We start from the raw sequence: 26,549 nt of genomic DNA, 5'->3' as shown, positions 1-26,549 counted from the left end.
AAAGCTGATGAAATCAGCGTAGTAGAGCCCACTCAACCACTGCGTCTTGCTCGACAATTCAAAAATAATTAAGAGGCTAGGACTTTTGTCCCAGCCTCTTGCTGTTTATTTATTATGTTTCCAATTGCTGTAGATCCCAAAAAGAATGATCCAGATGGTTGCTCCAACCGCTCCAATGTATGTTGATTCTTGCAAGAAGAGACAAACGAATACAAAGAGGAAGAAAACAATGGTCAATGGATTCAACACTTTATAGGCCGGCATGACAAAACCATCTGGCATAAATTCTTTTGATTTACGGTACTTAAGATGGGCTAACATGGTCAAAATATAAATAGCAATGTAGACACCAGAAGAAGATGCCGTAATCAAGGCAAAGGCATCTGATACACCTGGCAAGATATTGATAAAGGCTGAAACAGCAACCACAATCGCAGAAATAATAATCGCGCGACTTGGAATTCCCATACGAGATAAGCTATTCAACTTCAAACGATTCATCACTTTACTGTTTGGCGTTTCTTTTGCAATCTGGTACAAGTGACGCCCTGTTGAATAGAGAGTGGAATTCAAGGAGGATGCGGCAGCTGTCAACACAACAAAATTAATCAATCCTGCTGCCCACTTGATACCTACCATCTGAAAGACCGTTACAAACGGCGACTTATTGACAGGAAGCTGTTGCCAGGGGAAAATAGCCATGATCGCTAACAAAGCTCCTACATAAAAAATTACAATTCTGATTGGAATTTCTTTAATGGCTTTCGGTAAGACCTGGCGGGGATTAGCTGTCTCTGATGTGGTAATTCCAACAAACTCAATTGCTTGATAAGCAAAGAAGACCATCTGAAAGGCCATCACAAACTTGACCCAACCATTTGGAAACATTTGAAAACCATTGGTAATATTGGTTAAGCTAGCATGTCCAGCTGGTGTTTCAAAATTCGTCGTCACCATAAAGATCCCTGTAGCGATCAGGGCTAAAATAGTGACAATCTTGATCATTCCAAACCAGAATTCAACCTCTCCAAAGACCTTCACAGCAATCAAATTCACACAACTTAAAAGCGCTAAAAAGATGATTTGAATCTGCCAGGCTGGCCAATTTGGAAACCAAAGTTGGACATAGTTGGAAACGGCTGTAATTTCTGCCATCCCAAGAAATACCAAGGAAACCCAATAGGACCATCCTGAAAAATAGCCCCAACCCTTTCCTAAGTACTTGGTAATAAAGTTGATAAAGGTGTGTTGATCTGGATCCATATACAGCATCTCGCCAATCGCCCTCATCATGAAGTACATAAAAGCTCCAGTCAGCATATAGACTAAAATAATAGACGGACCTGTCAAAGAAAGGGAACGACCAGCTCCAAGAAAGAGCCCTGTTCCGATGGTTCCTGCAATAGCAATCAACTGAACATGGCGATTTTGCAGACCACGAACCATCCCATTTTCAGTTTCTTGACTAGGATGATGTTTTTTTGACATATGATTACTCCAATTCTTTTTTCTGTACTTTTTCAGAAAAGTATACTTCCAATTTTCACTCAATCTACTATACCACGTTTTAAAAAATTGGTCAATCTAGTCCAGAATGTTCTGAATTTTGAAGGTACAAAAGAGTGCTGGAGTTTCTTCCAGCACTCTTTTAATTATGAATTGGGGTCATCGAGACTACGGCCATGCAAACCTTTTTCCCGTTGCACTTGGCGTAGTTTCTCAGGTGTCACATCATTTCCTTCTTCATCCACAATTTTGATTCCTTCGATGTGGTGACGAACGGAACGACGATAACCCTCAATGTATTCTTCACGAAGTTTTGCTTGTTCCACTGCTTCTTCTGGCGTCAAACCTTCTGTTTTTTTCTTTTTAGCAAGCTCATTGATACGAGCAATTTTTTCAGGTGTCATAATAAGACCTACTTTCTACCTGCCATCAGGTTATTATTTTGTGTTCAATTGATTAAAGGCTGCAACAGCATTGGCTTTAGATACAAGACCTGCAAGAAGGGCCAAACGGTTATTTTTAACAGTTTCATCTTCAGCCATCACCATCGTGTTGTCAAAGAAGGCATCGATGACTGGACTAAGAGCAAAGAGCTGTGCCAATTTATCACTAGCTGAACCAGTCAATTCTAATTCTTCAATCGCCTTAGCAAGTGCCTTTTCTTGATCATTTTCAAAAAGACTAGCATCGACTGCTACTGAAGCATCTGCTTTTTCTGCCAAGTTGAAGGCACGTGAGAGTGACTCAACAGCTGCCTTGTAGCCATCCGTCTTAGCAGCTTCTGAGAGAGCATCTGCTGCTTCAAGCATATCCGCAACCACGAAGTTTGAACCAGCAAGTACAGCTTCCTTGATGTCTTTAGATGTGCGTCCCATCATCTTGTCCACACGCGCCTTGATGAAGTTGAGCACTTCTGCTTGATTGTCATAAGAAAGGCTAGCAAATGAAAGACCGTAAAGGCTGTCGATTAACTCATCCATCGGGATGTACCAACCAAAGGCATCCAAGATACGAACAATCCCTTGCGTTGCACGGCGAAGCGCATAAGGGTCATTGGAACCAGACGGAATCAAACCAACAGAGAAGAAAGAAAGGAGGGTATCTAATTTATCTGCAAGCGCAAGGATAGCACCAACCTTAGTCTCTGGAAGGGCTCCATCTGCTGAATCAGGAAGGTAGTGCTCACGGATAGCTGTCGCTACTGCAGGATCCTCACCAGCAAGGAGGGCGTATTTTTCACCCATGATTCCTTGCAATTCATCGAACTCTCCGACCATACCCGTCAAGAGGTCAAATTTGTAGATTTCAGCTGCACGCGCTACGGCTGCCCTTTCTTCAGCAGTCAAACCAGCTTGTTCAGCTAGTGATGCTGCAATAACACCAGCACGCGCCATGTGTTCTGAGAGAGAACCGATTTTTTCATGGAAAGTTACGTTAGCCAATTTAGCAACCAGGTCTTCTATCTTAAGTTTTTGGTCTTCACGCCAGAAGAATTCACCATCTTCAAGACGGGCCACCAATACTTTTTCATTTCCTCGGATAACATTTTCCAAGTGCTCGGCGTTACCGTTACGGACTGAGATGAAGTTTGGTTTCAACTTACCATCAAGGTCACGTACAACAAAGTAACGTTGGTGGGTTTCCATTGAGGTCACCAAGACTTCTTCTGGAATGTCCAAATATTTATTGTCAAAGCTTCCCATAAAGGCTGTAGGGTATTCCACCAAGTTCAAGACTTCGTTCAAAAGTCCTTCTTCGATTTGTACTCGAACACCTTGTTCTGCTTCGATAGCCTTGATTTGCTCACGAATCATGTTTTCACGTTCTTTGCTGTCTGCAATGACGTAAACGGTACGAAGGTCTTCTTCGTACGAATCCGCATTGGTAATTTCCACTTCATGTCCAAGGAAACGGTGTCCGCGACTCACACGACCTGAATGGATATCCAAGAAGTCGAGGTCAAGCGCTTCATCCCCCAAAAGGACAATCAAGGTATGAACTGGGCGAATGTATTCAAAGGTGTTGTTAGCCCAGTGCATGCTGACAGGGAAAGTCAATGAAGCAAGTACTTCTGGAACGCCAGCCAATACTTCTTTAGCAGGTTTTCCAGCTTCATGTTTCGTCACGTAAACGTATTCTTCACCCTTAACTTCACGGAATTCGATGTCATCGACTGTCAAGCCTTTTCCACGGACAAAGCCTTGCGCTGCTTTTGAGAAGTTTCCATCAGCATCCAAGGCGATTTTCTTAGAAGGTCCTTTAAAATCTTCAGTCAAATCCGATTGTTGATCCGCCAAGCCAATGACACGGACTGCCAAACGGCGTGGTGTTGAGAAGGTTTGAATGCTTTCGTATGAAAGACGGTTGTCATCCAAGAAGGCTGCCATTTTCTCACCGAGTTGTTTTTCACTTGGTGTGACAACGTAGGCTGGCAACTCTTCAAGTCCAAGTTCTACTAATAAGTTTTTTGTCATGTTTCTTCCTTTACAAAATTCTTTTTTGATAGGCGCCTTAGGTACTGGGGACGTTGCTAACTAACTTTGTGATGCTGTAAGGAAATCTTCTGTCTTCTCGACATCGATTCCCAACAGTCTCATCAAAGTGGATTTAGCCAACTGATTTTTGAACCTAACGTTTCAAAAATCCCCATATACCAGTACGGCGGCGCCTATCCCTTTAGCAAGTCTTCGACTTGCCTCTGGGTAGCCATGTGGGCTCACTTTGTTTGCCCATTTTCCATTCTTGTAACGCTTATTATTCTTCCTCTTCTGCTAGGAGTTTGGCGCGTGTGGCTTCGTCAAGAAGTGGGTAACCGAGTTTCTTACGTTCTGCGACGAAGGTTTTGGCTACGACACGGGCCAAGTTACGGATGCGGGCAATGTAACCGGCACGTTCTGTAACAGAAACAGCGCCACGAGCATCTAGCAAGTTAAAAGTATGTGAACATTTCAAAACGTAATCATAGGCAGGGTGAACAAGACCCAATTCCAAGGCACGTCCTGCTTCTTTTTCAAATTTTTCGAAGTTTTCAAGAAGCATATCTTGGTCAGAAACTTCAAAGCTGTATTTTGAGTGTTCGTATTCTGGTTGAAGGAAGATTTCTCCGTATTTAACGCCTGGAGCCCACTCAATATCGTAAACAGAATCTACTTCTTGGATGTAAGAAGCCAAACGTTCCAAACCGTAAGTGACCTCAGAAGTTACCGGACCAGTTGCCAATCCACCAACTTGTTGGAAGTAGGTGAACTGAGTGATTTCCATACCGTCAAGCCAAACTTCCCAACCAAGACCAGCTGAACCAGTTGATGGGTTTTCCCAGTTATCTTCAACGAAACGAATATCGTGTTCCAAAGGATTGATCCCCAATTTTTCCAATGACTCAAGGTAGAGCTCTTGGATGTTTGATGGAGAAGGTTTCATAACCACTTGGAATTGGTGGTGTTGGTAAAGGCGGTTTGGGTTTTCTCCGTAACGACCATCCGCTGGACGACGAGATGGCTCTACATAAGCCGCATTCCATGGCTCAGGACCAATGGCACGAAGAAAGGTGTAAGGACTCATGGTTCCTGCACCCTTTTCATTATCATAAGCCTGCATAAGCATACACCCCTGGTCATTCCAGTATTGTTGCAAAGTCAAAATAATTTCTTGAAATGTTAATTTCTTAGACATTGAATACTCCTTCATTTTATCTTTGTGACTCAGAATACAAAAAGAACCGTGTCTTCACTCCTAAGTCTGTGACCTAGGGGCGTCAGAAACGCGGTTCCACCCTAATTTATTACTTCATTTTATCTGTTTGTCTTCAGCTATTTGCTGATAGAAAGCGCCACTTGCCTACTTTGCTCTACTTGGCTTTCACTATCCCAAGTTCGCTAGAAAAACGCCATAAGCCCTTCTTTCTTGTCAGTATTATAGCAAATTTTTAGGTACTTGTAAATAAAAATCCATCTGAAACAAATGTTTCAGATGGATTCTAGGCTAACAAACTATTTTGTTTTTCTTATGGACGTCTTGCAGCTTTTGGTTTTTTACCATGAAGTTTTTTCTTGGCATTTTTCAAGGCTGTCAAAGCATCTTTTACATCTTGTTGGCTTGCTCCTGGATTTGAAAGGATGGTTTGTGCATCCTTGAAAGCCACTAGGTAAGCTTCTTTTTCTTTATTTCCAGCATAGATGAATTTAGCATTCTTTTCTTGGAATTTCAATTCTTCCTTGATGTATTTTTCAAGGCTTGAAAAATCAGTTGCTTTCCCGTTTAATTTTCCTTCCGCACGGCTAAGCTCAGCAAGTGCTTGATTGATTTGTTCTTGTTTCACAGTTGGATCAACTGCAAGCAAGGCCACTGTTTGGAAAGCGCGGTCGTAGTCGCGACGTACTTTTTCTTTGGCATTAGCATAACGACCCGTTTTAGTCGTAGCATCATAAGCTTGCATGGCTTCTTTCAAAGCCGCAACGTTTGAATCTTTCCCATCCAAAGCTTGGCTAGCAGCTTCAAGACTAGCTAGAGCTTGGTTGACTTGCTCTTGACTGACCTTGTTGGTCAAGGCTGCTTGGGCAGCTTGCAAGGCTTGATCATAAGCTTCTTTCTTATCCGCACTCGCATTGAAGTATTGAGCTGTCTTTGTAACAACTGCTTGGTTGTTCAAAGCAGCCAAGAGATCCACTTTTGAGATCACTCCAATACGATAATTGTTATTGCGCCCTGCGACAACTGAGATCACTGGTGCTTCCTCAGCTAGTTCATAACCTGTAGGAAGGGTTGCGACCAAGGTATATTGACCAGTTGCGACAGATTTCCCAAAGCCGTTTTTACCATATTTTTCAGCTGGCAATACAAAGTTTTCACCTTCAGCACCTTTTAATACGATCGTAGCCGCTTTTGAAACTGGTTGATCAAAGCTAATGCTAACTGGTGCGTATTCCAAAGTATTAGCAAGGAAAGCGATTGTTTGGAAACTATTATCTTCTGTCAAATCAAATTCTTGCGTCAAGCTGCTGACAAATTTCACTTCGGTACGATCATAGGTAAAGATTTCTGCAGTGTAATGACCGAAGTTTAAGAAGTTAATATCTTTTGTCTTGTCAACTGATACATATTGACCATTGCTATCTTTGATTCGGTAAACATACATAGTATCCAAATCTTTGTTCGTTTTAACGTCACGAACAGCAATTTGAACCCGACCACTATTTTGATCCCGAACTAAATCAGCTAGCGAAACATAATCTACGTTCCCCGCAAAGTCCTCTACGTAGTAGTAGATATTCTTCTTATCGATGTTTTCAGGAAGATCGAAGCTACCATCTTCATTGGCCTTGATCACATGGTAATTTTCAAGCGCACGAGTACCATTCTTATCTTCACTGGTTTGGACCATCGTTCCTTGTTCATCAAATGGTGTGACATAAACTAGTTTTTCTGTCAAGATACCGCCTTCACCAACATCTTTGGCTTTACGTGCAACAAACTGTTGTGCTCCGTCTTTAAAGCGAATATAGCCAGATGTAATCACTGGTTTTTGAGTATCAACCCGAACCTTGAAGGTCGTTGATTGCTCCTCAGCTCCAGGAACCATTGGGGTGTAACGGATGACATAATCATATAGACCATCTGCTACCGCATTTCCATTAGCATCGCTACCAGACCAGGCAGTATTAGCTAGCGTATAGCTGCGTGGGTTCTTTTGGTCACCGTTGAAGAAGTTCTTACGATGGTCAGATGGTGTTCCTTCCCAAATTGGATGTTGATGTTCCGTATCACTTGCTGCGTAGACACTTGCACGAAGGTTTTCAATGTTTCTAAGGGCAACTGTCTTGTATTCGACGAAATCTTTATTTCCATCTTCATTTGGTGAAATGGCAATGCGAACATTTCCGTTTTCATCTAGTTGAAGGGTGTGAGTTCCTTCTGCATTTTCGTCAATACCAAGGACTGTAATCCGACGACCATCTCGTTTTCCTTGAGTGAGAAGGAAGTCATTTTGCTGAGTGACGAGCGCAGAAACATTGGCACTAGAAGAGATATTCAAATCTTTTGGAATATGGTAGTAGAATCCATCTTTTCCTTCGCGAACCAAATCATAGACTGGCTTTTCAACAGCGGGAAGATTTTGGAATTCTCCCTTGAAGCCCATAAATGGCAAGCTGACCACATCTCCATCATCAGCCGGATCAACAAAGCGAACAAATCCTTCAAGGAAATAGCCGTTCGGCATTTCTTTGCTCAATTCTTCTGTGAATTTACTTGTATCGACTTTCACCGTAACTGTTTCAGAACTATGTGCTTTCACAGTCACTTCTGGCCAAGCTGTTTCAGTCAATTTACGTGGGCGAAGAGTAAATTTACCATCTTTCACTCCATCTGTGTCAGTATTCACCAACATTTTCAAGGTACGATCGGTATCTGAAATATTGTGAACCGTCACATCAAATGTAAAGCTATCTCCAACATTACCAAGAGTGACGCTTGGATAGTTGTTTTCACCAGTGACATACAAGTCGGTTGAAACGGCTGCTGCTGTGTCAACAACCCCTGCTCCCTGTTGACGAGGAGAAGTATAAGCACCTGTTTCTTTGTTAACGTGTGGTTTAGCCGTAGACATAATCAAGGCCTTAACAGTTGCAGAAACTTGTTCTGGAGTCAATTCTGGATGGTTCTTCACAAGGTATTCTTTAACCAAGGCTGCAACACCTGCTACGTGAGGTGAGGCCATACTAGTACCACTCATATCCCCATATGTATTGTCATTTAAAGAAGAGAAGATATTCCCACCAGGTGCTGTGACATCTGGTTTTAACTGACCATCTGTTGTTACACCCCAGCTTGAAAAATCAGACAATTGGTCTGCTTCTGGAGATGGACGGTTGGCCATGGTATTGTTAAAGACAACTTTGTAAGATCCAGCTTTAAGAGCTTCCCCATAGCGTTTTGAAATGAAGACAGATGGAATTTTCTTAGCATCCCCATCAATTGACATTCCAAGGTTTGATCCTTCCACATTATTGTAGACCATAGCCCCTACTGCACCATGATGGAGGGCATTAGCAATTTTTTCTGTGAATGGGATTTCTCCACGTTGAATAAGCGCTAATTTACCAGTAAGATCTAGATCTTTGAAATCATCTTCTTTCCCAAGACCAACAGATACATACTCATATTCTTTACCTTTTTCAAAGTCTGTATCTGTTGCAGATTTACTGTAGTCAAATTTCCCGTTATCTAATTCTGCATTTCCTTCAAGGCCTTTGACTTCAAAAACTTCTGTGGTAATGATTTTATTATTGATAGAAGCAACAGAGATGGAGTCCTCTACTGTTGAAGGATTTCCGACCAAACCATAATCTGGATTTTCAGCAGAAGGTCTTGAGTAACCATTTCCAAAGCTATTGCTATTTCCTGCAGAAATTAAGACAGATACGCCTTTAGCGCGCGCTCGTTTAATGGCATCCACAATATCTGAATCCGCATTGACCGTAGAACCAGTCGTAGAGCCAAGACTCATGTTGATAGTATCTGCACCAAGAGCTACAGCATCATCAATTGCTTTTACATAAAGAGCAGATCCCGTTGTTTTTTGACGATCTGAGAAGACACGCATAAACATAACTTGCGCTTCTGGTGCTACACCATAGATCTTTTCTCCGTTGCCTGCTACTTTATCAGGATTCCCCGTCGCAATCCCTGTAACGTGCATCCCGTGAGAATCTCTTTCAGCCTCTTTGATATTATCTGTACCATCAAAATAGTCATAGGCATAGACAACTTTGTCGTTGTACCATTTACCATAATCAATTCCTGCTGCTTTCTTAGCAGCTTCGATTTCTTCTTGGTTTTTAAACTTAGCTTTTGAAGGATCGGTAATACGAAGAACCTCGTGGTTCACATCCAAACCAGAGTCGATGACGGCGACCACCATCCCTTCCCCTTTGTAGCCTTGCTTCCAGGTTTGGGGAACAGTAATGATTTCGTCACTTTCGATGCTTTGAGGTTTTTCAGTTGACTCATGGCGATTCGTTGTTTCCGAACTTGTCGCAGTAGCCACTACTGTTGCTTTTTCAACAGGTTTTTCCGCTTCTTCCAGTTTTGTTTCTGGAACAGTAGTTGCCTCTTTCGGAGCTTCTTTTTTTTCAACTACAGCTGCTTCTGTTGTATGACTTGTTTTTTCAGCAACTGTTGCTTCATTTGCAACTGCTACTTTCTCACTAGCAACTGCTGTACTTGCTTCTGTTGCTTGTGAATGCTCTTCTTCAGCAGGTGCCTGTTGACTGTTTGCTACAAGCTGTGTCCCAGCGCTCGTTTGACCCGCTGTTTGTTCTTCTGCACTCGCTTGTGCAGATCCAAATACCAAAACAGCCCCTAATAAAACTGAGGCTACACCAAATTTGTATTTCCTTAATGAAAAACGCTCTTGTCTATTCATAGAAACTCCCCTTTTATTTTAATAGTAACTATTATAACGCAAAATTATCTGAAAATTCATTCAAAAATGAATTGTAACACAATTGTAATATTTACGTATATTACTAATTATTAACTTATTTTCGTTCGGAAATTTTTGAAGTTGAACAGGAAAATATTATAGAACATCTGTTTTTTGTTGGATCCTTAAAAATATTTCATGTTTGAAAGGTTTTTAAAAACCGAGAACGAAACTGTCCTCGGTTTTCATTAATGAATAGAAATTCTCTTTTAAAAATCTTTGGTGTCCGGATCTGGTGCACCTGCTTCAACCGGAAGATGGCGCAGGAGTTCCACATCATCTGCCGCCAATTCAAAATCAAAGCAATTTAGATTACTCGCAATCCGCTCAGGCGTAACCGATTTTGGCAATGGAAGGAAGCCTTCTTGTAAACTCCAAGCTAAGGCTAGTTGAGCAACGGTCTTTCCATATTTACTAGCCATTTCTTTTACTTGTTCATTTTGGAACAACTCCCCTTGGCCAAAAGGTCCCCAAGCCTCTAGTAAGATACCATGCTTGCGACTTGCAGCAATGGTTTCGCTTTGGTAAACCCCAGGTGCTAGACGAATTTGGTTCACAGCTGGGATGACCCGAGCTGTTTCAAGGAGCGCTTCCAAATGATGGGGAAGAAAATTGCTAATGCCAATAGCCCGAACCTTACCAACAGCTAGCATATCTTCCATGGCTCGCCAAACCTCAGCGTTTCGCACTTTCCAAGCATCATTTTCTCGAAGGGGTTTTGGATTTGGCCAATGAATCAAATAAAGATCGACATAGTCCAAACCCAGTTTCTCAAGAGACTCGTCCAAAGCAGCTTGAGCATCTTCATAGGTGTGATGAGTATTCCAAAGTTTTGTGGTAATAAACAAGTCTTCGCGTTTAAGACCACTATCCTTGATCGCCCGACCAACGCTCTCTTCATTTTGATAAATCGCAGCTGTATCGATATGCCGGTAACTTGCTTTTAAAGCAGCTAAAACAGCCTGATAGGCTTCTTCTCCATCCGCTGCTTTCCAAGTTCCAAATCCCAATACAGGAATTTCCACCCCATTATTTAAACGATAATGATTCATTTTTTCTTTCCTTTCTTCGATTTCGGTTTCTTAGGCCCTCGAAGCTTGAGCTCTGGTTTAAAAATATTCTTCTTGGTTGGCTCCATCTTCTTGCTATAAAAACTATAAACTAAGAATGCCCCACCAACGATCACAATAAAAATATTTTTTCTTACAATACCATAGAGCAAGAAAAAAATTCCCATCAATAAAAAACGTATATCAATTGCCTTCATAAGCTACCTCACATTTCAATTCCCATTATAGCATGAAAAGACAGCATTCACAAAATTGCACTACCATGGGTAAACAAAAAAAGATCCTACATACTGATCCCCCTATGAATACATCACAAAAGCCTCTCTAGGTATGACCTAGAGAGGTTTGTTCTATCTTCGATTCTTGAATCTAGTTCATAGCTTGGTAACGTTTGACCCCATCGAGATAGGTCGCCACCAGATCCAAATTTTGATCAAGCACAATAAAGTCCGCATCATAACCTTCTCGAATTTGACCACAAACATCATCAATATGGACTGATTTTGCCGGATTGAGACTAGCCATCATCACTGCTTCGTAAGGGTTGGCAAGCCCCCACTCTACAACATTTTTTAATCCATCTTTCAATTTCAAGATTGAGCCAGCCAGATTACCAGTTGATTTCAAGCGAGCAGTCCCTTCAGCGACCACGACTGGAAATTCCCCAAGCATGTAGTCCCCGTCTTCTAATCCCCCAGCTGTCATACAGTCAGTAATCAAGGCAACATTTTCTTTTCCTTTTTGTTTCATCAGGATATCACAAGCTAGCGGATCAACGTGATGGCCATCACAGATCAACTCTGCTGTAGTATGAGGCAACTCATACATAGCTCCAACCATACCGAGTTCACGGTGAGTCAAACCACGCATACCATTATAGGCATGCACCCAGACACTCGCACCTGCATCAACCGCTTTTTTAGCTTCTTCAAAAGTAGCATTGGAGTGTCCCAGGGCGACTGTCACTCCTTCTCCTGTAATGGTCCGAACAAAGTCTTCTACCCCTTCACGCTCAGGAGCAAGGGCAATCTTATTCAACAGACCATTAGCCGCTTTTTGCCAAGCACGGAATTCTTCCATACTTGGATCTTTCATATAAGCTGGATTTTGAGCTCCCTTGTATTTTTCTGTAAAATAAGGTCCCTCAAAATAAATACCGCGAATCTTAGCGCCTGTTGCTTCTTTGTATCGTGCACCAATATTTTCAGTTACCGCCAAAAGTTGTTCGTAAGAGGAAGTCAAAGTCGTAGGCAAAAAGCTTGTGACCCCGGTACTCAAGAGACCTTCACTCATGGTATGGAGAGTGCCTTCGATATTATTATCCATAACATCTACTCCACCAAAACCGTGAATATGGGTATCCACCAAGCCCGGAGCAATACTGTAACCTGAATAATCCAGCACATCTGCTCCTTCTGGTAAGCTTTCCACATGTTTTCCAAACTTGCCATTGACGAGCTCCAAATAACCTCCACGACGAACCCCATGTGGGTAATAAAATTGATCTGCTTTAATATATGTAGACATAAAATCGTCCTTTCCATTGTAGGAACTGTGTTCCATTTATATTCATACATATTATAACGCTTTCACTTCCATTTGTAAATGGTCTAGACCTATTTTTAGATAGAATCATATAAAAACAGAGCAAGCTTCCTACTTACTCTGTTTGACATTCATTAAATTTGCTCGATTTGTACTTTTTCAGCTAGATTCATGGCATGGTCTGCAACACGTGTATAGTGAGAAATGATATCAATAAAGTTCACTCCGGCTTGTGGCGTACATTCACCTTGGTTCAACCGACGAATATGAGTTTTCCGAAGTCTTTTCTCCAATTTTTCAATTGCATCGTGACGTGCTACTAGTTGATTTGCAAGACTCACATCATTGTGCTCGATAGATTTCAAAGCATCCTCTACAAATTGATGGGTTTGGTTGTAAATATCTTCCAATTCGGCCAAGGCCGCTTCTGAAAAGACCACTTTCTTACGAATTAAATAATCGGTTAGATTAATTAAGGCTTCCGCGTGATCTCCAATCCGCTCCAAATCCCGTGAAGAATCTAAGATATTGGTGAGAACTTCACTTTCTCTCGGACTCAAGGCTTCACTTGACAAACGAATCAAGTAGCGAGTCAAATCATCATCAATGGTATTGATGGCTTCTTCTGTCTTGTGTCCCTTTTCAGCTGTTTTTTCATTTTGATGAACAATATAATCATAAGAGAGGCTAAAGGCTTTATCTGCATACCCACCTAAATGAAGCAACTCTTTTTTCGCATTCCCAAGAGCAATCGAAGGCGCTTGAGTGATCAAGTTTTCATCCAAGTAGAGCGGTTCATATTTGACAACCTCATCCTCACCAGGAATCAGCTTGGTCACAAAGTAAGCCAAAGCTCCAATGAATGGGAATTGAATAATGGTGTTGGTCACGTTGAAGGCACCGTGAGAAAAAGCAATCGTCATTTCTGGTGACAAATGCAAGAGCCCTTGGAAGTATTCAATCATGGCTGTAAAAGGTGTCAGCAAGATCAAACAAAGGATTGTTCCGATCAAGTTAAAGAGCACGTGGGTTGCTGCAACACGCTTAGCAGAAATATTGGCCCCCATAGCTGCAATAATAACCGTTAGGGTTGTCCCGATATTGTCCCCAAAAAGGATAGGAAGCGAACCGCGAAGATCTAGGAAACCACCTGAATACAAACCTTGTAAAATCCCAATGGTAGCTGAAGAAGCTTGAATCAAAACGGTGATGATGGCTCCCGCTAAAACACCAAGAATTGGATTTTTTCCAAGGGTGATCATGTACTGACTAAATTCTGGCAATTCTTTTAAAGGGCTCATTCCCGCACTAATCAGGTTTAAAGCGTAGAAAATTCCTCCAACCCCAAAGAGAATCCGACCAATATTATTAGCCATTCGATTCTTGGTAAAGAAAAGTAGAACCGTTCCGAGAAACATAATTGGAAGGGCATAAGTCCCCAGTTTAAACCCAATAATGAATGAGGTGACCGTGGTCCCAATATTAGCTCCCATGATGATTCCAATGGCTTGGCGCAGGGTCAAGAGACCCGCACTGACCAGACCAACGGTAATCACCGTTACCCCAGTACTAGACTGAATGAGGGCTGTCACAACAATCCCTACTAAGACTCCAAGGAAAGGATTGCTGGTATATTTATCAATATAGTAGCGAAGCCGGTCCCCTGCAGCTTGTTGCAGTCCTTCTCCCATGGTTTTAATACTATAGAGAAAGAGACCCAACCCTCCCAAAAAGTTAAACAAAATTTCCTGCCAGTTAATGGACATGATCATTCCTCCAAATATGAGATCAAAAATAAAACTCCTCTCCTATTGTAAAGGATAATTTCCAATCACACAAGAGATTTCTGTAAATTTCTTTTATTTTTTGAAACCGTTTTTTTCTATCTGTTTTATTTTCCTTTTTTTAAGAGCCAAAAAAAGAGGGTGGAAAATTTCCAACCTCTCTAGTCCTTGTTCAAATTGCGTAACATCTCATCGATCTTGTTACCGTATTCGATAGACTCGTCTTTGACAAAAGTAAGATCCGGAATCTTGTACAGTTTCAAATTCCGACCTAATTCACGCTTGATGGTTCCTGTTGCTTTTTCAAGGCCTGTCTGAGCCTTTTGATTGTCTGAAGCCAAATCACTCATAATTGAATAATACACTTTGGCCATAGACAAATCACCTAGCATTTGAACATCCGTAATAGTAACGCCTTGAACACGCGGGTCACGGACTTTCTTTTGTAAAATCTCATTGACTTCACGCTTGATTTCCATCCCTACTCGATCTGTCCGAAAATGACTTGCCATAGGAACTCCTTTCTGCTTTGTGTTTAAAAACTAGGAAATCAGAGAAAAGTCCTCTTTTTTCCTAGTCAGCCTCTTATTTTTTAATTTCTTCCATGATGTAGGCTTCGATGGTATCATCTGTCTTGATATCATTGTAGCCTTCAATCATCAATCCACCTTCACGACCATTTGTCACTTCTTTGACATCATCTTTGAAGTGTTTCAAGCTTGCAAGAGCACCGTCATAGATCACGACACCGTCACGAATGACACGGACTTTGGAATCACGTGTAACCTTACCACTAAGGACCATAAATCCACCAATGGTACCCACTTTAGAGACCTTAAAGGTTTCACGAATAACTGCTTCCCCGATGACTTTCTCTTCGAACTCAGGATCCAACATACCTTTCATGGCATCTTCCATTTCTTCAATCACTTTGTAGATGATTGAGTGAAGACGGATTTCCACCTCGTCAGCTTCAGCTTGTTGACGTGCTTGTGGAGTAGGACGGACGTTAAATCCGATGATGAAGGCATTTGAAGCTTCTGCAAGGGTCACGTCTGATTCGTTGATGGCACCAACTGCTGAGTGAACGATGGTCACTTTCACACCTTCCACTTCAATCTTTTGAAGGGAAGCAGCAAGAGCTTCAACCGAACCTTGTACATCGGCCTTGATGATGACATTAACGGATTTCACTTCTCCAGCCTTCAAGGTATCAAAGAGATTTTCAAGGCTGACACGGTTGGTTGCTTGACGTTGTTTCATCAAAGCACGTTTGGCACGTTCTTCACCCGCTGCACGCGCAGATTTTTCATCTTCATAAACCGCGAAGTGGTCACCCGCCATTGGAGCTTCGTTCAAACCAGTGATAGAAACCGGAGTAGATGGACCTGCTACCTTCACACGACGTCCGAGGTCATTGGTCATGGCACGAACACGTCCAAAGGTATTTCCGACAACGATTGGATCTTGGACATTCAAGGTACCTTGTTGAACAAGGAGGGTTGCCACCGCACCTTTTCCTTTATCCAAACGGGCTTCGATAACAGTACCGATCGCACGAACGGTTGGGTCTGCTTTGAGTTCTTGGATCTCAGCCACAAGAAGGACTGTTTCCAACAACTCATCGATGTTTTGGTTGAACTTAGCTGAGATTTCTACAAACTCAGAATCGCCACCCCAGGCAGTTGACATAACCCCATGCTCTGCCAATTCACCGATCACACGCTCTGGATTAGCGCCTGGTTTATCAATCTTGTTAATGGCCACAATGATTGGAACATTGGCAGCTTTTGAGTGGTTGATGGCTTCGATTGTTTGAGGCATCACCCCGTCATCTGCCGCTACGACCAAGATGGTAATGTCGGTAACAGATGCACCACGTGCCCGCATAGAAGTAAAGGCCGCGTGTCCTGGTGTATCCAAGAAGGTAATCTTCTTGCCATTTTCCACGATTTGGTAGGCACCGATATGCTGGGTGATTCCACCAGCTTCTCCTGTCGCCACACGGGAGTTACGAAGGGTATCCAAAAGGGTTGTTTTACCATGGTCAACGTGTCCCATGATGGTTACAACTGGTGGACGCTCCACTAGCTCATCTTCGTTCAGATACCCATCTTCCACGAAGAAACGCTCAATATCGGCATTGTCCACTTCAACCTTTTTCTTGGCTTCAATTCCATAATCTACCAAAAGGAGTTCAATGGTATCGCCATCCAAGGATTGGTTTTGCGTCGCCATGACTCCCATCATGAAGAGTTTCTTAACGATTTCAGCCGGTTCACGTTTAATGCGTTTTGCGATTTCTGCAACCGTCATTCCATCCGTATACTCAAATTCACTTGGTAATTCATGGAATTTACGCTCTGTTACTGGTTTTGGAGCATCATTGCGGTTGTTCTTTCCTTTTTTATTTTTCTTATTGTTATTCCAGTTACTATTTTTCTGATTTCTCACTTGATTTTGACTATTTCGATTCCTTTGTTGTTTTCTTGGACCATCTTCTTCACGATCAAAATCATCGCGTTTCTTATCTGGTCGCGCTTGTTTCTTCCGACGTGTATCAACTTGAGCTGGAGTAGCAGCTACAGCTGGTTTTGTATGGTTCTCAACAGCCGGTTCCTGTACAGGTACCTTCACTTCTGGTGCTTCTACACGTTTCCGGCGCTGTTGACGTTCTTGTTCTGCTTTTGCAGCTTGTTGTTTGTAGCGATCTTCACTTCCACGTGCGTACTCGGCATTTTGTTCAGCTTTCAGAGCTGTTGCACGCGCTTTGAAATCAATTTTTTGTGCTACTTGGGGTTGAGCACTACGTCTTTGATCTGGTCTATTATTTCGACGATCTGTACTTTGATTTCGTTGTTCATTACGCTCTTGTGGTCGTTGATTTCGGTTATCACCATAACGCTGATTGTCTTTGCGATCGCGTTTTGGACGATTGTCTTGTTGTTTTCTACGCTCAGCCTGCTCTTTTGCACGCGCTTCTCGTTCCGCTTTGAAGTTACGACTCTTTGGTTTAGCAGCTGGTGTTACTGATTTTGTCTCAGTTACCTCTTCTTTCTTTACAGGTGCTGCTTCTTTTTTCGCTGCGACAGCCGTTGTCTTGGCAGCCACTTCTGCTACTTTCTTTTCGACTGTTTCTTTTTTCGCTGCAAAGCTCTTGATCAGCTTTTCAGCAACATCAGTATCGACACTAGATGCATGACTCTTGACGTCAAAACCTAATTCTTTCGCACGAGTGACGACTTCCTTACTTTCCTTGCCCAATTCTTTGGCAATTTCGTATAATCTTTTCTTAGACAATTGCTGTCCTCCTCTTCTATTCCATAAGAGACCTCATTTTCTTTGAAAATCCAGCATCTACAACAGCGACGACCTTCCGGGCACGTCCAATTGCAGTGCTTAATTCTAGTGTTGAAAACACGGTAGATACTTGAACCTCATAATAGTGACCCTTATCTGTCACCTTTTTTGTCAGGTTACTAGCTGCATCATTTGCCAGAAAAACTAATTTTGCTTTTTCTTCCTGGATTGCTTTGATCACGAGTTCTTCTCCAGAAATTAGTTTTCCTGCTCTTTGCGCCAAGCCTAACAAATTACTTATCTTTTGCTTATTCAAGGCCTAACTCTCTTCTCTTCACCTTATGATCTACATAAGCGATCAATTCATCATAGAAAGCTTCTTCCACTTCCATATTAAAGCTACGATTAAAAACTTTCTTTTTCTTAGCAAGTGCCGCTTCTTCATTGTCTAGCTTGATGTAGGCACCTCGACCATTGGCTTTGCCAGTTGGATCGATAAAGACTTGTCCTTCTTTATTTTTGACAATCCGGAGCAAATCGCGCTTATCAATAATTTCATTTGAAACGACAGATTTTCTTAAAGGGATTTTTCTTGTTTTTACCATTTTCCCTCCCTCTCTTAATCGACTTGCTCTTCGCCACTTTCTACTTGGTCTTCAAAAGTTTCTTGAGCTGCTTCCATTTCTTCAAACTCACTGGCAGATTTGATATCGATGCGGTAACCAGTCAAATGAGCCGCTAAACGAACGTTTTGACCACGACGACCAATGGCAAGAGATAATTTGTTGTCTGGGACCACAACGAGAGCATGTTTGCTATCTTCATCATCAAAAATAACTTGGTCCACTTCTGCAGGAGCGATCGCATTGTAGATGAATTCAGCTGGATCTGGAACCCATTCGATGACATCGATATTTTCTTCTGTCGGAACCATACGGTCTAATTTCTGATCGTATCGAGCTGGGTGGAACTTGCTGGTAATCTTTTTAATATTCGATCCACCACGACCAACGATAGTCCCAATCGCATCTACGTTTGGATTATGGCTACGAACCGCAACTTTTGTACGATCTCCAGCTTCACGCGCTACACTCATAATCTCAACAGTTCCATCATAGACTTCAGGAATTTCTTGTTCCATCAAACGTTTGATCATTTCAGGGTGGCTTCGACTAACAAAGACATTGACACCACGTGGATTATCTTCTACCTTGTAGACAAAGACTTCAATCCGGTCATGAGATTGGAACACTTCTCCTGGAATTTGATCTTGCTTAGACAATTGAGCTTCGATCGAACCAAGATTGACATAGATAAAACGATTGTCAAAGCGCTCCACCGTTCCACTCATGATTTCATTTTCATGTTCTTTATAAGTGTTATAGGTGATGGTGCGCGTTTGCTTACGCATTTTTTCCATGATCGTTTGTTTGGCAGATTGAGCTGCTACACGACCAAATTCAGCTGGTGCTTCTTCAAACTTGATCTTATCCCCCAACTCATAAGCAGAGCTAATGGCCAAGGCATCCTTCAAGCTGATTTCTAAACGGCTATCAAAGACTTCATCGACTACTTCACGAACCGTATAAACACGGAAATCTCCAGTTTTTTCATTGAATTCAATCGCTGCACTTTCTGATTGTCCATAACGACGGCGATAAGCTGAACGCAATGATTCTGTGACTGCTTCGATGATATCTTCTTTTTTGATCCCTTTGTCTTCTTCCAAAATGCGGAAGGCTTCTAGCATTTCTTTACTCATGTTTTTCTTGCCTCTTCTATAAAGGCATCCTTTCTTTCATTCTGTTACAATTTTACAGCCAACCTTGCTTTGGACACAAGGTTATAAGGAATATCCACTATTTTCTTTCGTGTTTTATCCATATACTCAATGGTCAAAACATCCTCTTCAAAACCTACCAGGTTCCCCTCAAAGACCTTTTGCTTTTCAACAGCCTTGTACAAGCTGATATTGACGTACTTACCAACAGCTCCCTCGAGTGCTTCCTGGGTTTTCAAAGGTCTCTCCAAGCCAGGACTGGTGACTTCTAAAAAGTACTGTTCTGGAAATGGGTCTGGTTTGATTTGATCCAATAGCGGACTGATGATTTCTGTCAAATCCGCTGTATCATTCAGTGTGATTCCTTCTGGTTTGTCTACGAAAATGCTTAAGACGTAGTCACCACCCATTTTGCCATATTCAACATCAACCAATTCAAATGGTTCCTTTATAGCTGGCTGAATCACTTCTGTTACTAAGTCAACAATCGTTGCGATGGTTGCCACCTCCTCATAGATAAGAGGCGAAGATATTTCCCCGCCTCTCCTTTTCTATTCATTTAATGTATTATAGCACGATTTCCCAATGATTGCAAGGAATATGCTAAAACTGTGCTTCTACACGGTAAATGACCTGGCCTTTACTTGAGAACTTCTTCTCATATTCCGTCATGACATTGCCCTCAAAGTCACTAGCATGAAGGTCTAACCAGACTCCCTTCAAAGTCATTCCATATTGCGAAAAACTCACCAAACTGTATTCAAACAAACCTCGGTTGTCTGTTTTAAAGTGAATCTCCCCATGTTCTGGAAGAATTTGCTTGAAGGTGTCTAGGAAGGTCTTGTAAGTCAAGCGACGCTTCTCATGACGTTTCTTTGGCCATGGATCTGAAAAATTCAGATAGAGCTGATCAATTTCTCCGTCTTCAAAATAGTTAGTCAAGCTATCCCCATCTACCCAAAGTAATTTAATATTAGGAACATCAGCTTCTAAGACCTTATCTAAAGCATAACTTAAAACCGATTTTTGAATATCAATTCCGATGTAGTTGATCTTTGGATTGGCCTTAGCCATCCCAGTAATAAAGGCCCCTTTTCCACTTCCCACTTCAATATGGATGGGGTGGTCATTTCCGAAAATCCCATGCCATTTTCCTTTAGCATCTTCTGGATTTAGGACCACATATTGTGGATTGGCTTCTAGTAATTCTGTCGCTCCTTTGCGATTTCTAACTCTCATATTTCCTTTCCATATTTCAACCGGAAATTGCGCAGAGCATAGATCTCGCGATTGACATTTTCTAAATCATTATTTTCATAGTATTTAGCAATTTGCCACAAGAAGGAGTATTGACCAAACCAATAGAGTTTATCAAACACCTTTTGGTTGTACTTGTAACCATAATAACCTAACCAATCGCGCCAATTGGAATCTGGAATATAGTGACTCAAGATATGCGCCACATCCAACATCCTGTCAGTTAAACGAACGGAATCCCAATCGACTAGATAAATCAAGCCGCTCTCTGTCTCAATCCAGTTACTATGACGGACATCCCCATGGACGATCGTCGCATAATCCTCCCGAAAGGCTGGCACTGTCTTACGTAAATTCTTTACGACTGATTGAATGTAGTGGTTCTGACGTAGGGCAATTGGCAACCGGTTACTCCAAGAATTGAGCAACTCTAAAGGAGATTCCACCGGATACCCAAGTTTCTTTAATTGAGTCATCAAAGGTCTAGAACGGTGCAATCTCGTTAGAATATTGACCACTTGTTTTTTTGACATTCCATTTGGCGTGAGAATCTCCCCATTCAACCATTCTTGGGCACTCATCACATTTCCATCTGGCAAACGTCGACTCCATAACAATTGAGGAGCAATCTGTTCTTTTGCTAGACCCGCAAGGATTGGGGTCGTATTCATTTTTACAAAAACGCGCCCACCATCTGGGTAGGTCCCCATGTAGGCCTTCCCACTCTTCCCAGGAATTGGGGTGAGGCTTAGCTCTTTTTCATTCGAGTCCATCTTTTCCTCCGTAAAAAGTTTCCAATCTATTTTACTAATTTTAACGACTTTCGTCAACCAAGCGCGCCATTTTAAATGGAAGATAGAGCAGGGTTAAAGCAACTGTATAAGCTAATAAGCCTAGTAACAGGACTTTATCTGATATAAAGACCAGGCCAATTCCCCCTTCTATCACCGTTATCATAACCATTAACAGCTGAAGCGTTTTGTTCAATCCTGCCTTTTTACTTCCTTTTTCCATTGGAAAAAGAAGGGTCAACGGTTGGTAATCAAAAGCGCTATAAAGTCCCAACAATTGAAAAATGATCAAATAATTGAGCAAGGCTACAAGAACGATCACCACTAGAGTTTGGGGGATAAAGACCATAGCGAGAATGGAAAGAGCCAAGAGTCGGAGAGTCATAGAGAAAAGATCTCCATTCCGTAGGAAGGAGCGCATATATAAGTGAAGCCACGTATTCCCATGTGTTTTGGGAAGAAGCCCTAAGAAACCATCCAAGTAGGCTCTTCTTTTGACACTGTTAGTAATACCTTTTACCGTTGTAAACAAGGCAAAGAAGCGAAGGATCAATTGTTTCCTTGCATTCTCACGAGCAATGGCTAAGGTCCAATTCAAATTTCCATCCTGGTAGAAGCGCGCTTCCTTCCAGCTAAAAACAGCCCCTTTAGCCACCCCTAAGACAAGGATATAAGCTACAATAGCAAGTTTATCCAGCCCCGTTGCCAGAAGAAGAGGCACAAATAACAGAAGGACAACACTTTGAATCAAAAACCAAAAGACAAAAGACTTCTTGGCCTGCCCTTTGATATAACTTTTCACTTCCTCTTCCTTTACCAAAAGAAATAAAGCATCGGGCTTCTCTAAGTAGGTCGCAATGGAGCCTATCGGAACCAAGAGGAGCAAACCAATCATGAGACTCCAGCGGATCAGGCTTGTATTTTTTGGTAGATCTTTCAAAAATTGGCTGTATTGAACCGCCAAAAATCCTATGAAAATCAGCATAAAGAGGACGAAATGATCATTGAGAACATAGCGGCTATATTTTACACATTGAGTTCGAAACGTTTGTTGCCGTTTTTTCATCAACTCTTTCATGCTGTTTCCTCTTCTGTCAAGGTCATGTAGATATCATTTAAACTTGCTTGCTCATCCCCAAAAGTTGAACGCAACTCGTCCAAGGTCCCTTTTGCTCGGATCTGACCCTTATGGAGGATCACAAAACCATCACACATCTTTTCAGCCGAATCCAGAACGTGGGTACTCATCAAAATCGATTTTCCTTTTGCCTTCTCATCTGCCAATAACTGAATCAAATCTGCAATCGCAACAGGATCCAATCCCAAAAAGGGTTCATCAACAATATAAAGGCTTGGATCTACTGCATAGGCGCAAATAATCATGACCTTCTGCTTCATCCCCTTTGAAAACTGGGTCGGGAACCAATCTAATTTTTCAGCCAAACGGAAGCGTTCCAACAAAGGCTGGACGCGCACCATGACCTGATCCATATTTAAATCATAGGCCATAGCTACGGTCTCGATATGCTCTCTCAGGGTTAATTCTTCATAAAGACTAGGGGTTTCTGGAATATAACCAATCTTCTTCCGATATTCAGTTGGAGCTTCTGGCAGACTAAGACCATCAATCCGTACCTCCCCAGCATAAGGATGCAGGAGACCAATAATTTCATTAATCGTGGTTGACTTCCCAGCTCCATTTAGTCCAATCAAACCAATCATTTGGCCATCCGGAACCGAAAAACTCACCTCTTTCAGGACAGGGATGTTGACATAGCCCCCTGTCAACTTGTTGATTTCTAACATATTTTCTCCGATTTCTGGTATAATGTTCTTATATTATAACAAAATTTAGTCTAAATGAGGTGTATTTATGGTTGATGATTGTATTTTTTGTAAGATTATAGCTGGCGACATTCCTTCATCCAAAGTCTATGAGGACGAGGAGGTCCTCGCATTTTTGGACATCTCTCAGGTTACTCCTGGTCATACGTTAGTCGTTCCAAAAAAACACGCTCGCAACCTCTTAGAGATGGACGAAACCGCCACAGCTCAACTATTTGCACGTGTCTCTAAAGTTGCTAAAAAAGTAGAAGCCGCTACTCAAGCCAAGGGAATGAATATCATCAGTAACATGGAAGAAGTTTCTGGACAAACTGTTTTTCACACCCATGTCCACATTATCCCTCGCTATTCCGCTCAAGATGAACTGGCCATTTCATTTACTGAACACGAACCTAATTTTGAACAATTAACAGTTCTCGCAGAAACCATCAAAAACAGCTAAAAGGAGACCATATGAAACTCAAAAATCTCTTTTGGTTTGCAACAGGAGCTAGCATTAGCTACCACCTGGTTAAAAACCGCAAAGAAATCAAAACTGAGGTGACTGAATCCAGCCAATTGGTTAAGGGCATTCAAGATAACCTAGCAAAAATCCAACGTAATCTGGATATTATCCAAGACCAAAAGACCAATCTTCAAGAATTGGTAATGGATTTCCAATACAAGACCAAACTGTTTCGTCAACAAGCAACTGCCTCTCTAAAAGAAATTCAAGACATCTGGCAACCAAGTAAAAACGATTGAGAAAACTCAATCGTTTTTTTCTTATTCCGACGGCGCAGCTGGCGCGACACTGCTCGACTCTGTAGCTGCAGGGGCAACTGGCGTTACTGGTGCGACAGAACTCTGAGGTGTCACCACTCCCGTATCCTGAGTCGATGGTGCAACTGGCAGTTGGTTAAACTCTTGGTAAACAGGTGCTTCCTCAGATGATGCCACTGGCGTATCATTTTGAGAAGAAGCATTCTTCAAATCTTCATCTCCATCCAATAGATAAGCATTGGTTTTCAGTGTTTTAATTTCTTTCTTGCCCAAAGCTTTGCGGATGATATTTTGAATTTTTAAGATATGTTTTGAAGTGACAATCTGGTAGCTACCACCATCTGCTAAGGTTGCATCTTCTCCTTTCAACTGGTACTGATGAATCGTTGAAAGGGCGTCTTTATAGCCGAGCAATTGAAGAAGGCTGTTGCTGTCAAGTGAAATGTTGGTTTGCATATTGTCACTAACAGACTCAATGATTCCTTTATAATGACTCAAACTATTGAGGCTTAATACTTTCTCAACAATCTTTTTGATCACTTCACGTTGGCGTTTTTGGCGTCCATAGTCTCCTTCTGGGTCCTGATAACGCATTCGTGAATAAACGAGGGCTTGATCCCCATTAATCTCCTGACGTCCTGGTGCAATCTTAGCCGTATATTCTGGCTCATTTTCCTCGATCGAGATATCAAAGTCAAATGGATTGTTGACCGTAATGCCACCAACCTTATCCACTAATTGAACCAATCCCTTCATATTGATCATGACATAACGGTCAATATGGATATTCAAGAGATCCTGAATGGTCTTAATGGCTAACTTGGCACCACCTTGAGCATAGGCCGAATTCAATTTTGCTTGGACTGTTTCGCCATCTGAAGTAATATTGGTTAAAATATCTCTTTCCAAGCTAGTCATGGTTGTTTCTTTGGTTTGAGGATTAACAGTCACCAAAATCATGGTATCACTATTTCCGGCCCAAGGATCTTCCCGAGAACCACTACCTGTATCAACCCCCATCAAAAGAATGGTCATCGGCTTGTTTTCTGCGATGACATTGGTCTCATTCCCAAAGCCCTTATAGGTCTTACTGAGGGTCCCTGTTGTTTGATTGAGGATGGTGAGACCATAGGCCCCGATCCCAATCACTGTTACCGTCAATAAGCTCAAAAACATCAAAATAATTTTTTTAACCATGTAGACTCTCTCTCTAATCTATCAGTTTGCCCATAAGGTAAACATCTAAGAATTCTCCTTCAGCTGAACAAGCTCCACGAGCTTGGCAACCTTCGATCTCAAAACCTAACTTTTTATACAGGTGAACCGCTCGTTCATTGCGCACTTGGACATTCAAGATTAGTTTCCTAAGAACACCGGTCGAGTGCGCCCACTCGATTCCTTCTTCCAACAAGATCTGTCCAAGTCCTTGATTCCAATAAGCTTTTCGAACCACAATAAAGACATCTCCAATATGCTGAACAGACCGTTGATAAGCCGCAGTGATATTTAACAAAGCTGCCAGTTCCTGATCTAGAAATAACAAGAGGCAAATCCGGTTATCCGCCATCTCTTGCACCATTAGAAAATGCTCCATGTCTGCTGGAGACATGCCTATCCCAGCTTCATCTAGCGTCATGTAATCTGACTCTTTCCCAACTTGATTTAAGAAATCAACGACAAGAGCCGCGTCTGCACTTTCAGCTTGCCGAATTTCTAGTGTCACTTCCTTTTCCTTAGTCATCGGTTTTTTCCACCTGCTCAAAGGATGCTAGTAAAGCTTCTGCACGCTCTCCATGAGCCTCAAAAGCCAACTCTCGCCCATCTTCCAATTTTCGGATAAAAATTTTAAGATAAGCATCCGAGAGACTCGGCTCAATCAACTCTCCCCATTCAATAATGGTAGCACCATCTCCAAATAGAAAATCATCTAAATCAATAGAATCTGGATCATTCCCAATCCGGTAAACATCCAAATGGTATAAAGGCAAGCGACCTTCGTATTCACGAACAATGGTATAGGTCGGGCTTTTAATCATCTGATCAATCCCTAACCCCTTTGCAATTCCTTTGGTAAAGGTCGTTTTTCCTGCTCCTAGATCACCTGATAAAATGATCACGTCTTGCTTTTCTAAGAGTTTTCCTAGCTGTTTTCCTAGAGCGATCAGCTCCGTTTCATTGTGACTAATCATTTCTCTATTATACCAAACTTTTTAAAAATCTGCTCTTTCTTTTAGAAATTGTTCGACTCAGGTTTGCTTTTTAGATAGATAGACAAACTATTTTAAAGTAAAATAAGTTAAGTGATTCTGCAAAAAAAAAAATAAATTTGAGTTCCAATTTTTAAATCGATTTAAGAAAATACTGAAACTTTCCGCCGTGAGAAAAGTGCCTGAAACAATAACGTTTCAGGCACTCGGAATTATTGAG

General features: G+C 41.8%; 23 protein-coding genes and 2 pseudogenes. 2 read left to right on the top strand and 23 right to left on the bottom strand.

The features are described from left to right. Nucleotides 1-105: 105 nt before the first annotated feature. From ADI76_RS06275 to ADI76_RS06185, 20 genes and pseudogenes are all read right to left on the bottom strand, one after another. Nucleotides 106-1,488 carry an amino acid permease gene (locus tag ADI76_RS06275; protein WP_049515161.1) on the bottom strand — a complete coding sequence of 461 codons (1,383 nt, stop codon included), beginning with the start codon at nucleotides 1,486-1,488 and terminating at the stop codon, nucleotides 106-108. Nucleotides 1,489-1,652: 164 nt separating this feature from the next. After that, the gene (locus ADI76_RS06270; RefSeq protein WP_003012632.1) at nucleotides 1,653-1,910 is read right to left on the bottom strand and encodes a DUF896 family protein; all 258 of its coding nucleotides are present in this window, start codon (nucleotides 1,908-1,910) and stop codon (nucleotides 1,653-1,655) included. Between the two features lie 33 nt (nucleotides 1,911-1,943). Beyond that, nucleotides 1,944-3,980, bottom strand: coding sequence for a glycine--tRNA ligase subunit beta (glyS, locus tag ADI76_RS06265; RefSeq protein WP_049515160.1), 2,037 nt, complete (start codon nucleotides 3,978-3,980; stop codon nucleotides 1,944-1,946). Between the two features lie 280 nt (nucleotides 3,981-4,260). Further along, nucleotides 4,261-5,178 carry a glycine--tRNA ligase subunit alpha gene (glyQ, locus tag ADI76_RS06260; protein WP_002886077.1) on the bottom strand — a complete coding sequence of 306 codons (918 nt, stop codon included), beginning with the start codon at nucleotides 5,176-5,178 and terminating at the stop codon, nucleotides 4,261-4,263. A 331-nt stretch (nucleotides 5,179-5,509) separates the two neighbouring features. Then, entirely contained in the window at nucleotides 5,510-9,928 is a 4,419-nt protein-coding gene (locus ADI76_RS06255; protein WP_049515159.1) for a S8 family serine peptidase, read from the bottom strand. Nucleotides 9,929-10,197: 269 nt separating this feature from the next. Further along, nucleotides 10,198-11,040: an aldo/keto reductase gene (locus ADI76_RS06250; RefSeq protein ID WP_049515158.1), complete on the bottom strand. Its 843-nt coding sequence runs from the start codon at nucleotides 11,038-11,040 to the stop codon at nucleotides 10,198-10,200. After that, on the bottom strand, nucleotides 11,037-11,255 hold the full coding sequence (locus tag ADI76_RS06245) for a hypothetical protein (protein WP_049515157.1): 219 nt from the start codon (nucleotides 11,253-11,255) through the stop codon (nucleotides 11,037-11,039). Before ADI76_RS06245 ends, ADI76_RS06250 begins: the two co-directional genes overlap by 4 nt. A 172-nt stretch (nucleotides 11,256-11,427) precedes the next feature. Then, nucleotides 11,428-12,585, bottom strand: coding sequence for an N-acetylglucosamine-6-phosphate deacetylase (nagA, locus tag ADI76_RS06240; protein WP_049515162.1), 1,158 nt, complete (start codon nucleotides 12,583-12,585; stop codon nucleotides 11,428-11,430). A 152-nt stretch (nucleotides 12,586-12,737) separates the two neighbouring features. Continuing rightward, nucleotides 12,738-14,369 (bottom strand): Na/Pi cotransporter family protein, encoded by a 1,632-nt coding sequence (locus ADI76_RS06235; RefSeq protein ID WP_049515156.1) that lies wholly within the window; start codon nucleotides 14,367-14,369, stop codon nucleotides 12,738-12,740. Nucleotides 14,370-14,548: 179 nt separating this feature from the next. After that, nucleotides 14,549-14,899, bottom strand: coding sequence for a 30S ribosome-binding factor RbfA (gene rbfA / locus ADI76_RS06230; protein ID WP_003003976.1), 351 nt, complete (start codon nucleotides 14,897-14,899; stop codon nucleotides 14,549-14,551). A 73-nt stretch (nucleotides 14,900-14,972) separates the two neighbouring features. Further along, nucleotides 14,973-16,961 (bottom strand): annotated as a pseudogene (infB, locus tag ADI76_RS06225) (translation initiation factor IF-2); the annotation flags it as partial. Nucleotides 16,962-17,068: 107 nt separating this feature from the next. After that, nucleotides 17,069-17,687: pseudogene (locus ADI76_RS11885) on the bottom strand (translation initiation factor IF-2 N-terminal domain-containing protein); the annotation flags it as partial. Nucleotides 17,688-17,703: 16 nt separating this feature from the next. Then, nucleotides 17,704-18,003, bottom strand: coding sequence for a YlxQ-related RNA-binding protein (locus ADI76_RS06220; RefSeq protein ID WP_003010399.1), 300 nt, complete (start codon nucleotides 18,001-18,003; stop codon nucleotides 17,704-17,706). After that, a complete protein-coding gene (gene rnpM, locus ADI76_RS06215) occupies nucleotides 17,996-18,292 on the bottom strand; it encodes an RNase P modulator RnpM (RefSeq protein ID WP_003010401.1) in 297 nt (98 codons plus the stop codon). The genes ADI76_RS06220 and rnpM overlap by 8 nt, the downstream gene beginning before the upstream one ends. Before the next feature lie 14 nt (nucleotides 18,293-18,306). Next, nucleotides 18,307-19,449, bottom strand: a complete 1,143-nt coding sequence (gene nusA / locus ADI76_RS06210; RefSeq protein ID WP_003010402.1) for a transcription termination factor NusA — start codon at nucleotides 19,447-19,449, stop codon at nucleotides 18,307-18,309. Nucleotides 19,450-19,493: 44 nt separating this feature from the next. Further along, nucleotides 19,494-19,973 carry a ribosome maturation factor RimP gene (gene rimP, locus ADI76_RS06205; protein WP_049515154.1) on the bottom strand — a complete coding sequence of 160 codons (480 nt, stop codon included), beginning with the start codon at nucleotides 19,971-19,973 and terminating at the stop codon, nucleotides 19,494-19,496. 97 nt (nucleotides 19,974-20,070) lie between these two features. Further along, complete coding sequence (gene trmB, locus ADI76_RS06200) at nucleotides 20,071-20,706, bottom strand: tRNA (guanosine(46)-N7)-methyltransferase TrmB (RefSeq protein WP_049515153.1); 636 nt, start codon at nucleotides 20,704-20,706, stop codon at nucleotides 20,071-20,073. Continuing rightward, nucleotides 20,703-21,497 carry a cell cycle regulator CcrZ gene (ccrZ, locus tag ADI76_RS06195; RefSeq protein ID WP_023920250.1) on the bottom strand — a complete coding sequence of 265 codons (795 nt, stop codon included), beginning with the start codon at nucleotides 21,495-21,497 and terminating at the stop codon, nucleotides 20,703-20,705. The genes trmB and ccrZ overlap by 4 nt, the downstream gene beginning before the upstream one ends. Before the next feature lie 40 nt (nucleotides 21,498-21,537). Next, nucleotides 21,538-22,593, bottom strand: coding sequence for an ABC transporter permease (locus ADI76_RS06190; RefSeq protein ID WP_049515152.1), 1,056 nt, complete (start codon nucleotides 22,591-22,593; stop codon nucleotides 21,538-21,540). Further along, nucleotides 22,590-23,321, bottom strand: coding sequence for an ABC transporter ATP-binding protein (locus ADI76_RS06185; RefSeq protein WP_049515151.1), 732 nt, complete (start codon nucleotides 23,319-23,321; stop codon nucleotides 22,590-22,592). The genes ADI76_RS06190 and ADI76_RS06185 overlap by 4 nt, the downstream gene beginning before the upstream one ends. Before the next feature lie 67 nt (nucleotides 23,322-23,388). On the opposite strand from ADI76_RS06185, the gene ADI76_RS06180 reads away from it, so the two are divergent. Both ADI76_RS06180 and ADI76_RS06175 read left to right on the top strand, forming a co-directional pair. Next, a complete protein-coding gene (locus ADI76_RS06180; protein WP_049515150.1) occupies nucleotides 23,389-23,802 on the top strand; it encodes an HIT family protein in 414 nt (137 codons plus the stop codon). Between the two features lie 11 nt (nucleotides 23,803-23,813). Then, on the top strand, nucleotides 23,814-24,104 hold the full coding sequence (locus ADI76_RS06175) for a hypothetical protein (RefSeq protein WP_049515149.1): 291 nt from the start codon (nucleotides 23,814-23,816) through the stop codon (nucleotides 24,102-24,104). 21 nt (nucleotides 24,105-24,125) lie between these two features. On the opposite strand, the gene brpA is transcribed toward ADI76_RS06175, so the two are convergent. The 3 genes from brpA to tsaE are packed head-to-tail and all read right to left on the bottom strand — an operon-like array spanning nucleotide 24,126 to nucleotide 26,311. Further along, on the bottom strand, nucleotides 24,126-25,319 hold the full coding sequence (gene brpA, locus ADI76_RS06170) for a biofilm formation/cell division transcriptional regulator BrpA (RefSeq protein WP_049515148.1): 1,194 nt from the start codon (nucleotides 25,317-25,319) through the stop codon (nucleotides 24,126-24,128). Between the two features lie 13 nt (nucleotides 25,320-25,332). Further along, nucleotides 25,333-25,863 (bottom strand): GNAT family N-acetyltransferase, encoded by a 531-nt coding sequence (locus tag ADI76_RS06165; RefSeq protein ID WP_049515147.1) that lies wholly within the window; start codon nucleotides 25,861-25,863, stop codon nucleotides 25,333-25,335. Next, the gene (tsaE, locus tag ADI76_RS06160) at nucleotides 25,856-26,311 is read right to left on the bottom strand and encodes a tRNA (adenosine(37)-N6)-threonylcarbamoyltransferase complex ATPase subunit type 1 TsaE (protein WP_049515146.1); all 456 of its coding nucleotides are present in this window, start codon (nucleotides 26,309-26,311) and stop codon (nucleotides 25,856-25,858) included. The genes ADI76_RS06165 and tsaE overlap by 8 nt, the downstream gene beginning before the upstream one ends. Between the last annotated feature and the right edge of the window lie 238 nt (nucleotides 26,312-26,549).

The sequence above is a fragment of the Streptococcus parasanguinis genome (assembly GCF_001074805.1).
In the GTDB taxonomy this organism is placed as follows: domain Bacteria; phylum Bacillota; class Bacilli; order Lactobacillales; family Streptococcaceae; genus Streptococcus; species Streptococcus parasanguinis_A.
This window is presented reverse-complemented; position numbering and strand designations above follow the sequence as displayed.